The organism is Sulfitobacter noctilucae (genome assembly GCF_000622365.1).
Classification (GTDB): Bacteria; Pseudomonadota; Alphaproteobacteria; order Rhodobacterales; family Rhodobacteraceae; genus Sulfitobacter; species Sulfitobacter noctilucae.
On the sequence record NZ_JASC01000009.1, the window covers coordinates 17,613 to 28,403 of the forward strand.

Annotated in this window: 10 protein-coding genes; 9 read left to right on the top strand and 1 reads right to left on the bottom strand. The window is 57.2% G+C overall.

What is annotated here, in order from left to right:
* Positions 1-39: 39 nt before the first annotated feature.
* The 5 genes from Z945_RS0106315 to Z945_RS0106335 all read left to right on the top strand — a co-directional run bounded on the left by Z945_RS0106315 (position 40) and on the right by Z945_RS0106335 (position 5,357).
* Positions 40-2,346: an arginine/lysine/ornithine decarboxylase gene (locus Z945_RS0106315; RefSeq protein WP_025051262.1), complete on the top strand. Its 2,307-nt coding sequence runs from the start codon at positions 40-42 to the stop codon at positions 2,344-2,346.
* A gap of 31 nt (positions 2,347-2,377) precedes the next feature.
* Positions 2,378-3,118 carry a helix-turn-helix domain-containing protein gene (locus Z945_RS0106320; protein ID WP_025051263.1) on the top strand — a complete coding sequence of 247 codons (741 nt, stop codon included), beginning with the start codon at positions 2,378-2,380 and terminating at the stop codon, positions 3,116-3,118.
* A 66-nt stretch (positions 3,119-3,184) separates the two neighbouring features.
* Positions 3,185-3,565, top strand: coding sequence for a VOC family protein (locus Z945_RS0106325; protein WP_025051264.1), 381 nt, complete (start codon positions 3,185-3,187; stop codon positions 3,563-3,565).
* A gap of 111 nt (positions 3,566-3,676) precedes the next feature.
* On the top strand, positions 3,677-4,489 hold the full coding sequence (locus tag Z945_RS20035) for a glycosyltransferase (protein WP_025051265.1): 813 nt from the start codon (positions 3,677-3,679) through the stop codon (positions 4,487-4,489).
* A gap of 1 nt (position 4,490) precedes the next feature.
* The gene (locus tag Z945_RS0106335) at positions 4,491-5,357 is read left to right on the top strand and encodes a DMT family transporter (RefSeq protein WP_025051266.1); all 867 of its coding nucleotides are present in this window, start codon (positions 4,491-4,493) and stop codon (positions 5,355-5,357) included.
* On the opposite strand, the gene Z945_RS0106340 is transcribed toward Z945_RS0106335, so the two are convergent.
* A complete protein-coding gene (locus Z945_RS0106340) occupies positions 5,346-6,164 on the bottom strand; it encodes a putative rhamnosyl transferase (RefSeq protein WP_025051267.1) in 819 nt (272 codons plus the stop codon). The two genes, Z945_RS0106335 and Z945_RS0106340, sit on opposite strands and share 12 nt — an antisense overlap.
* Positions 6,165-6,492: 328 nt before the next feature.
* Between Z945_RS0106340 and rpsL the strand changes: the two genes are divergently transcribed.
* The 4 genes from rpsL to tuf all read left to right on the top strand — a co-directional run.
* Positions 6,493-6,864, top strand: a complete 372-nt coding sequence (gene rpsL / locus Z945_RS0106345; protein ID WP_025043561.1) for a 30S ribosomal protein S12 — start codon at positions 6,493-6,495, stop codon at positions 6,862-6,864.
* Between the two features lie 87 nt (positions 6,865-6,951).
* Positions 6,952-7,422, top strand: a complete 471-nt coding sequence (gene rpsG / locus Z945_RS0106350; protein ID WP_025051268.1) for a 30S ribosomal protein S7 — start codon at positions 6,952-6,954, stop codon at positions 7,420-7,422.
* A 74-nt stretch (positions 7,423-7,496) separates the two neighbouring features.
* Positions 7,497-9,623, top strand: coding sequence for an elongation factor G (gene fusA / locus Z945_RS0106355; RefSeq protein WP_025051269.1), 2,127 nt, complete (start codon positions 7,497-7,499; stop codon positions 9,621-9,623).
* A gap of 52 nt (positions 9,624-9,675) precedes the next feature.
* Positions 9,676-10,791, top strand: a 1,116-nt coding sequence (gene tuf, locus Z945_RS0106360) for an elongation factor Tu (protein WP_025051270.1), incomplete at its 3' end; no start/stop codon positions are given.

Here is a 10,791-nt window from a genome sequence, read left to right on the forward strand (position 1 = left end):
TCTTACCGGACAAAGCTTGCTTTCTTTTTGGAGAACTTCATGAAATTCCGATTTCCCATCGTCATCATCGACGAGGATTTCCGTTCCGACAATTCATCCGGCCTTGGTATCCGCGCCGTGGCCGAAGCCATCGAGGCTGAAGGGTTCGAGGTTTTAGGTACAACGAGCTATGGCGACCTGTCGCAATTTGCCCAGCAGCAATCGCGCGCCAGTGCCTTTGTGCTGTCCATCGACGATGAAGAGTTCACGCCCGGCCCTGATTTGGACCCTGCGGTTCTAAGCCTGCGCACCTTTATCCAAGAGGTGCGTTGGAAGAACGCCGATGTCCCAATCTATATATATGGCGAAACCAAGACGAGCCGCCATTTGCCCAACGACATTCTGCGCGAGCTTCATGGCTTTATCCATATGTTCGAAGACACGCCGGAATTTGTTGCGCGTCACATCATCCGCGATGCCAAGAGCTATCTAGAGGGCATCCAGCCGCCGTTTTTCAAAGCGCTGTTGGACTATGCGGAGGATGGATCCTATTCGTGGCATTGTCCGGGCCATTCGGGCGGTGTGGCGTTTCTCAAGAGCCCGATTGGCCAGATGTATCACCAGTTCTACGGTGAAAACATGCTGCGCGCCGATGTCTGTAACTCGGTCGAAGAGCTGGGCCAGTTGCTGGATCACAACGGTGCCATCGGCGCATCGGAGCACAATGCTGCACGCATTTTCAACGCCGATCACTGCTTTTTCGTGACCAATGGCACCAGCACGAGCAACAAAATGGTCTGGCACCACACAGTCGCGCCCGGCGATGTAGTTGTGGTCGACCGCAACTGCCACAAATCGATCCTGCACGGAATCATCATGACGGGCGCCATTCCGGTCTTCATGAAGCCGACGCGCAACCACTATGGCATCATCGGCCCGATCCAGAAATCTGAGTTCGAGATTGAGACGATCCGCGAGAAGATACGCGCGAACCCTCTGCTCGCCCATGTGGATGCGGACACTGTAAAACCCCGCATCATGACGCTGACCCAGTCCACCTATGACGGAGTGCTTTATAATACGGAAACCATCAAAGAGATGTTGGACGGCTATGTCGACAACCTGCATTTCGATGAGGCCTGGCTGCCGCACGCGGCGTTCCATCCGTTTTACGGTGCCTTCCACGCGATGGGCCGCAAACGCGATCGGCCCCGCCATTCGGTGACCTATGCGACCCAATCCATTCACAAGTTGCTCGCGGGGATCAGTCAGGCCAGCCATATTCTGGTGCAGGACAGTCAGGACACACCGCTGGACCGGCACCTGTTCAACGAATCCTATCTCATGCATTCCAGCACGAGCCCGCAGTACAGCATCATCGCAAGCTGCGATGTCGCGGCGGCGATGATGGAACCGCCGGGCGGGCAAGCGCTGGTCGAGGAAAGCTTGCTGGAATCCTTTGATTTCCGCCGCGCCATGCGCAAGGTCGATGCTGAATTCGGCGAGGATGACTGGTGGTTTCAGGTCTGGGGGCCAGAGGAATTGGCGCTGGACGAAGACGGCGTCGAAAGCCCCGAGAACTGGGTGCTGAAACGCACCGACGCCGAAGGGGTGCAGCGCGCAGACGGCGAGGACAGCTGGCACGCCTTTGGCGATATGGAGCGTGGGTTCAACATGTTGGATCCGATCAAAGCGACGCTGATCACCCCCGGTTTGAACATCGACGGCCGTTTTGAGGAAACCGGTATTCCCGCGTCCATCGTCACAAAGTATTTGGCGGAACACGGCGTTGTTGTTGAAAAGACAGGGCTTTACAGTTTTTTCGTCATGTTCACCATCGGCATCACCAAGGGCCGATGGAACTCTCTGCTGACCGAATTGCAGCAGTTCAAGGATGACTATGACAAAAACCAGCCGCTGTGGCGCTGCATGCCCGAATTCTGCGCCAAGCAATCGCGGTATGAGCAGATGGGCCTGCGCGATCTGTGCCAGCATGTGCATGCGCTTTATGCCAAATCGGATGTCGCGGTTCTGTCGACCGAGATGTATCTGAGCGATCTTGTTCCGGCGATGAAGCCATCCGACGCCTTTGCCCATATCGCGGCCCGCAAGACGCAGCGGGTGCCGATTGATGATCTGGAGGGCAAGATCACAACCAGTCTGGTGACCCCTTATCCCCCCGGTATTCCGCTGCTGATCCCCGGCGAGGTGTTCAACAAAAAGATCGTCGATTACCTGAAGTTCAACCGCAGCTTTGCGCGGGAATGCCCGGGGTTCGAGACGGATATTCACGGGCTGGTGCAGCAATTGGATGAAAACGGCCAAATGCAGTATTTCGCGGATTGTGTCGCTCAAGACGACACCTAAGCCCGCGCCCGGGACGTGAAAGCGCAACGCGATGTACGAGCCTAAAGGCAATGGTAAAGACAAGCAGGTCGCGGCGGTCCAGTTCACTGAAGCTGAACCGCCCGAGCATTTGCGCGGCGTTGTGCATCGTTTTCTGGAGCTGAAAACCGATGGTGAGTTGGCGGAAGACTACCGCTTTCACGCGCTGCCCGATGCCTGCACCTATGTGGTTTTCGATCAGCTGGACCGCCAGATCACCGGCGTGGCACGCCTGCGGGCACAGTCGCAGGAATTCAATCTGGGCCGCGTCTTTCACTTTGTGAACATCCGCTTTCTGCCCGGCATCTGGCAAAGTGACCGGGAGCCTGTGGCCCTTGGCATGGTGGACGAACCCTATAGGGGTGCGCTTGGCCTGCTCGATGTGAACAGGGCGCTTGCGGGTACTGAATTTGGGGATCAGCAAAGGATATTGACGGGGCTGGTTGAGCGTTTGGTCAAGGACGGCCTGGTCGCGCCCAATCCCGTGACAGAGCAGATTTTTCAGCATCTGGACGATATTGTTTCCGTTGCACAGATGGCCGAGGTCTGTGATCTGTCGCCGCGTCAGTTGCAGCGTCGTTTGAAAGAGACCACAGGTTTCGCGCCCCATGATTTCCTTAAGATAATGAGATTGCAGCAATCTTTGAACGGTAGCGACACCTGGTCTTATGCGGATCAGTCGCATTTCATCCATTCGTTCCGCCGTGCCACGGGCTATACGCCGGGAAAATACGCAATAAAATTCGATGTCTGAAATCTACAATACCGGGCGGGCAAGGGACGGTACATCTGGGTCATAGCAAAGCAAGAGGAGCTGAAAATGAGCAAGATGAACGCAGTTGGCTGGTTCGATATTTATGTAGATGATCTGGACCGAGCCGTGGACTTTTACGAAACTGTTTTGGGCACCGAGCTTGAGGCGATGGGCGATCCCACCGGAGAGTCCCAGATGATGAGCTTTCCAGCCGATATGAGCATTTATGGTGCGGCCGGTGCCCTGACCAAATCACCACACGCCGGGCCGGGTGTTGGCGGCACAATCGTCTATTTCTCGGTGCAGGATTGCGCGGTTGAACAGGCCCGTGTGGAAGATGCCGGCGGGCAGGTGATCCGGCCCAAGTTTTCCATCGGTGAGTTCGGGTTTGTCGCGCTGTGCCAGGATACCGAAGGCAATATTTTCGGCATGAATTCCATGCAGTAAGTCACCGTTCGCAGGGGCAATTCGATGAGTTGCCCCTGTGCTTTTACGCGCCCCCCCCTTTAGCCCTGTCCCCTTATGGCCTAGTCTGCGCCAAAAACAGCAGGGCATCGCGTGGCGCAACCTCCCAAAACACAGATCAAAGGCTTGATGCGGTTCTCGTATCTGTCTGAAAACGGCTTTGCGAAATCCGTGGACGATCTGACTGCGATGCGCGAGATGCTCTATGATCCGGCGCGGCTGGACCGGCGGTTTCGTCTGTTTGAACGGTTGGCCTTTCACACCATGGCCCTGCAAGACGACACGGATTTCAGTTGCGCTGTGCTGATTGGTGACAGCTTTCCTGATAAGGCGCGTGCGCGGCTTGAGGATATCACCCGCGACTTCAAGCCGATGCAGATCGTGGCGCTGCCGCCGATGGTGCATATTCAAGCGGTCAAGGCGGCCTATCACGCGCTGCCTGACGATCCGACGGCGACCCATGTGGCGACCTTTCGCCAAGACGATGACGACGGAATGCACCGCGAAACCACGGCGCGGATCAGGGCCGTGGGCGATGCGATGTTGCAGGTCCGGCCAGACGACAAACCCTTTATCATCGCGTTTAACCGCGGCCTTTATCTGGATGGCGCGGCGAAAGTGCCACTGAGCGAATGGTACGAACGCGCGCCTTTGGGGATCGGGCTGGCGATGGTCACGGCCAAGGGCGACCACGCCACGGTTTTTCGCCGCAACCATCGCAATCTGGTGGAATACTACGATTGCTATACCGAGATTGCCAAGCCGATGTGGATCCGCTCCGTACATGAGGATAACGATTCATCCGCTATGCCGCAGGGCAGGGCGGGGGCGCTGCGTCCGCGTGGGATCAAACGGGTGCTTTGGGATGGCTTCGGGCTGACGTCCGAAATGCTGGAGGGGCTATAGCATGTCAATCAACATGGTCGGGGCGTTGCTGATGATGGCCTCAATGGCCTGTTTCACACTGAATGATACGATGATCAAACTGACCTCAGGTGCGGTGCCGCTGTTTCAACTGCTGTTCCTGCGCAGTCTTCTAAGCAGCGGTTTGATCCTTGCCACCAAGGGCCGCCTCGGTGCGCTGCACTTCGACATCGCCCCGCGCGATTGGGGGCTGATTATGGTGCGCGCCCTGACCGAGGTTGTGATCGCTTATTTCTTCCTGTCGGCGCTGTTCAACATGCCGCTGGCCAACCTGACGGCGATTTTGCAGGTAGTTCCGCTGGCGGTCACGCTGGCCTCTGCGGTTCTTCTGCGCGAAGCGGTCGGCTGGCGGCGGATGCTGGCGATTGCCGTCGGCTTTGGAGGGGTGATGTTGATCGTCAAGCCCGGTGTGGAGGGGTTCAACGTCTGGTCGCTGTATGCGCTGATTGCAGTTCTGGGCGTGACCCTGCGCGATCTGGTGACCCGCCAATTGTCTGCCACGGTGCCGTCGATGACGGTCACGCTGGTGACGTCGGTAACTGTGATGGTCTGCATGGGGCTGGCATCGCTGACAGCCCCCTGGGTTCAGGTCGCGCCGCAGGTTTGGGTGCTGATCGCAGCCTCGTCCGTGTTCGTATTGGGCGGATATTTCTTCTCGATCCAGGTGATGCGGTCGGGGGATGTGTCGTTCACCGCCCCATTCCGCTATACTGGACTGATCTGGGCCTTGCTGCTGGGCTGGTTCGTCTTTGGCGATTGGCCCGGGGTGCTGACCCAGATTGGAGCGGTGATCGTGGTCGCCACAGGCGTTTTCACCTTTTACCGAGAGCGCAAGCTCTTAGGCGGTTGAGACGGATTTGAAGGCCGCAGCCACTGCATCGGCGTCAATGTTAAAAGTCTTTTTGAAATGCGCCTTGCCGGCGGCATCAAGGGGCGCAAGCTTGGGACCGCGCACACCAGGTTTCTGCCGCGAATCGTTATAGTCGTTGTGGCCCCGGATCAGCATATCCTCGCCCGCAAAGGTGACGGTCGGCATCTTCTGCCCGACCTTCATATGCGCAAAGTTCATCACCGACAGGCGCAGGTCAGGCTGGAACATCAGCGCAAGTGCAGCAGTGGTGTAGGGAACATTGGTGGGTGCTACTTCAAGCCCCTTGACCGATGGGCGGGTGATGAAGCCTTGGTTGAAGTCGATTGCAATATGCCGGTGCTTGGCCGCCATAGGCAGCACATCGAGTGCGGCCTCGCGCAGGCGTTCGATATAGGTGCAAGCCACCGCGTCATCATCGTCCATGCGGAATTGCAGACAGGCGTCGCCATCAAACCGTCGCACAGAATTAATCGCCTCTTGCATGACTTTTCGGTGCTGGCCCGGGGGATGTGCCTGAATAACGGCCTGCGGCATATCGGCGACAGCCGCCTCCAACCGGTCACGGTAGAGAGAGGGCAAGCTATCACCGATAACAATCAGCAGCGTGAAATCATCATCCGTCTGCGCCTTGAGCGGTGGCAGCATCATCGTTTCGAATGTGGCAAAACGTTCGGCCATGCGCGCGGGTGCATAGAGGTAATTCATGCGGTCACGGAGGGTTGCGTGCTCGACCTGAAAGCCACCGTCACCGGGGTAGGAAAATCGGCAAAGTCCGATGGTCTGCATGGGTGGTTCAGCCTTGGGTTGTTTAGTGATAGCATTGCAGCCAGACAGTCGCCGCGCAAGACGGGCCGCGCTGTTGACAGCGTTCAATACATCCCCTATACGCCCGCTATCTCGGTCGCGGGGAGCTTTCCTGCCTGCCGAAATCATAGCTTAAGTGGTCAAGATCCGGTCTAATGCTGACCCGGTCCTCTGTAGCCCCACCGCCACGTTCACCTCGGTACGGGAACGTTGCGGTGTTTTCGCTTTGCGTCATGCAAGGCATCGAATTTGAAACCGCATTGGGCGCGCCCATTGCACCTGATGTGAGACAGAACGGGGATAAACCGGAATGCCAACGATCCAACAGCTGATCCGCAAGCCGCGGCAGCCGAAACGCAAGACCTCTAAATCCATGCACCTCGAGCAGTGCCCGCAGAAGCGCGGCGTTTGCACACGTGTATACACAACCACACCCAAGAAACCGAACTCCGCGATGCGGAAAGTCGCCAAGGTTCGCCTGACCAACGGTTTCGAAGTCATTTCCTACATCCCCGGTGAAAGCCACAACCTTCAGGAGCACTCCGTGGTTCTGATCCGTGGCGGTCGTGTAAAAGACCTTCCCGGTGTGCGCTATCACATTCTGCGCGGTGTTCTGGATACGCAAGGCGTCAAAGACCGTAAGCAGCGCCGCTCCAAGTACGGTGCCAAGCGTCCCAAGTAATTCCGTCGGGTGGGCAGCATGCCCACCTTACCGACCATCACGTAAGGTGAAGCCCCGCTTCGCCCCCGCAAAGAGGAAGACACATCCATGTCACGCCGCCACGCCGCTGAAAAACGCGAAGTTCTCCCAGACGCCAAGTATGGCGATCTGATTCTGACCAAGTTCATGAACAATCTCATGATCGATGGTAAGAAATCCGTCGCCGAAACCATCGTTTACAACGCCATGACCCGCGTTGAAGACAAGATCAAACGCGCGCCCATCGAGGTGTTCCACGAGGCGCTGGAAAACATCCAGCCTTCCGTCGAAGTCCGGTCGCGCCGCGTTGGTGGTGCCACCTATCAGGTGCCCGTCGAAGTCCGCCCCGAGCGTCGTCAGGCGCTGGCCATTCGCTGGCTGATCAAAGCGGCCCGTTCGCGCAACGAGAACACCATGGAAGAGCGCCTTGCAGGCGAGCTTCTGGATGCTGTTCAGTCGCGCGGTTCCGCTGTTAAAAAGCGCGAAGACACGCACAAGATGGCCGACGCCAACAAGGCATTCAGCCACTACCGCTGGTAATAATTTCAAGATCGGGACCCGGATACGCCGGGTCCCGACCCTTTTCAAAGCAATCTCCTGAGGAAGCTTTACAAATGGCACGCGACTATCCGCTTTCACGCTACCGCAACTTCGGCATCATGGCCCACATTGATGCCGGCAAGACAACATGTTCCGAGCGCATCCTGTATTACACAGGCAAGTCCCACAACATCGGTGAGGTGCACGATGGTGCGGCCACGATGGACTGGATGGAGCAGGAACAAGAGCGCGGCATCACTATTACATCCGCGGCGACAACAACTTTCTGGCAGCGTCAGGAAGAGCCAACAGCCGATGCCACATCCGACACCAAATACCGGATGAACATCATCGACACGCCCGGCCACGTTGACTTCACCATTGAAGTTGAGCGTTCCTTGGCTGTTCTTGACGGCGCGGTTGCTGTTCTCGACGCCAACGCGGGTGTTGAGCCACAGACCGAGACTGTTTGGCGCCAGGCCGACCGCTACAAAGTGCCTCGCATCGTGTTCGTCAACAAGATGGACAAAATCGGCGCGGATTTCTTCAACTGCGTTCACATGATTCAGGACCGCACAGGCGCGACACCTGCGCCGATCCAGATTCCAATCGGTGCAGAGACCGAGCTCGAGGGCATGATTGACCTCGTGACCATGGAAGAATGGGTTTGGGAAGGCGAAGATCTGGGCGCAAGCTGGGTCAAAAAGCCGATCCGTGACAGCCTGAAAGAGACTGCCGACAAGTGGCGCGCACATCTCATCGAAACTGCGGTTGAGATGGACGATGATGCGATGGAAAACTACCTGATGGATGGTGCCGAGCCTGATGAGGCAACCCTGCGCGATCTGATCCGCAAAGGTACGCTGGCCATCAAGTTCATTCCGGTTCTCTGTGGTTCCGCGTTCAAGAACAAAGGCGTTCAGCCTTTGCTCAACGCTGTGATCGACTATCTGCCCAGCCCGCTGGACGTTGTTGACTACATGGGCTTCAAGCCGGGCGACGAGACAGAAACACGCGACATTCCGCGCCGTGCGGATGACGAGATGGCCTTCTCCGGCCTTGCGTTCAAAATCATGAACGACCCCTTTGTGGGCTCGCTGACCTTTACCCGCATCTACTCTGGTGTGCTGAACAAGGGCGATACGCTCTTGAACTCCACCAAAGGCAAGAAAGAGCGCGTCGGTCGTATGATGATGATGCACTCCATCGAACGTGAAGAGATTACCGAAGCGTTCGCGGGCGACATTATCGCATTGGCCGGTCTGAAAGACACCACAACCGGTGACACGCTTTGTGCGGTCAACGATCCGGTGGTTCTGGAAACGATGACCTTCCCCGATCCTGTGATCGAGATTGCGGTTGAGCCAAAGACCAAAGCCGACCAAGAGAAGATGTCTGCTGGTCTGGCCCGTTTGGCCGCCGAAGATCCTTCTTTCCGCGTCGAGACAGACATCGAATCCGGTCAGACCATCATGAAGGGCATGGGCGAACTTCACCTCGATATTCTGGTGGATCGTCTTAAGCGCGAGTTCAAGGTCGAAGCCAACATCGGTGCGCCACAGGTGGCCTATCGCGAGACCATCTCGCGCGAAGCTGAAATCACCTACACCCACAAAAAACAGTCCGGTGGTTCCGGTCAGTTTGCCGAGGTGAAGATGATCCTGATGCCAACCGAGCCGGGCGAAGGCTATTCCTTCGAGAGCCGTATCGTCGGTGGTGCTGTTCCAAAGGAATACATCCCGGGTGTTGAAAAGGGTATCAACTCTGTCATGGACTCTGGTCCGCTGGCGGGCTTCCCTGTGATCGACTTCAAAGTGGCGCTGATCGACGGTAAATTCCATGACGTTGACTCCAGCGTTCTGGCGTTCGAAATCGCGGCCCGCATGGGTATGCGTGAAGGTATGAAGAAAGCCGGCGCAAAGCTGCTCGAGCCGATCATGAAAGTCGAAGTGGTGACACCTGAGGAATATACAGGCGGCATCATTGGTGACCTGACCTCCCGTCGCGGGCAGGTTCAGGGGCAGGACACACGCGGTAACGCGATTGCCATCGATGCATTCGTGCCGCTGGCGAACATGTTCGGCTATATCAACACGCTGCGCTCCATGTCTTCAGGCCGTGCGAACTTCACCATGCAGTTCGACCACTACGAAGGCGTGCCACAGAACATCTCGGACGAGATCCAGTCCAAGTTTGCATAACCACAGTGCGCCATACCGGCGCACAGTCATCAAAATTTAAGGAGCCAACACCATGGCAAAGGCAAAGTTTGAACGTAACAAACCGCACGTTAATATCGGCACAATCGGCCACGTGGACCACGGTAAGACGACATTGACAGCGGCGATCACGAAGTACTTCGGTGACTTCCAAGCCTACGACCAGATCGACGGTGCGCCCGAAGAGAAAGCACGTGGCATCACGATCTCCACAGCGCACGTCGAGTACGAGACAGAGACACGCCACTACGCGCACGTCGACTGCCCCGGCCACGCCGACTACGTCAAGAACATGATCACCGGTGCCGCCCAGATGGACGGCGCGATCCTGGTTGTGAACGCAGCCGACGGCCCAATGCCCCAGACGCGTGAGCACATCCTGCTCGGCCGTCAGGTTGGCATCCCGTACATGGTTGTTTTCATGAACAAAGTGGACCAGGTCGACGACGAAGAGCTGCTGGAGCTGGTCGAGATGGAAATCCGCGAGCTGCTGTCCTCTTACGAGTACCCGGGCGACGACATTCCGATCGTAGCGGGTTCCGCGCTGGCGGCGATGGAAGGCAACAAACCTGAAATCGGTGAAGAGAAAATTAGGGAATTGATGGCAGCTGTGGATGAGTACATCCCGACGCCTGCCCGTGCTGTAGACCAGCCGTTCCTGATGCCTGTGGAAGACGTGTTCTCGATCTCCGGCCGTGGTACGGTTGTGACCGGCCGTGTCGAGCGTGGCGTGATCAACGTGGGCGACGAAATCGAAATCGTGGGTATCCGCGACACCAAGAAGACCACATGTACCGGCGTGGAAATGTTCCGCAAGCTGCTGGACCGTGGTGAAGCGGGCGACAACATCGGCGCTCTGCTGCGTGGTGTGGACCGTGAAGGTGTTGAGCGTGGCCAGGTGCTGTGTAAGCCCGGCTCCGTGAACCCGCACACGAAGTTCGAAGCCGAAGCCTATATCCTGACCAAGGAAGAGGGTGGCCGTCACACGCCGTTCTTTGCGAACTACCGTCCACAGTTCTACTTCCGGACAACAGACGTCACCGGCACCGTTCAGCTGCCCGAGGGCACTGAAATGGTGATGCCTGGCGACAACCTGAAGTTCGACGTAGAGCTGATCGCGCCCATCGCGATGGAGCAGGGCCTGCGCTTC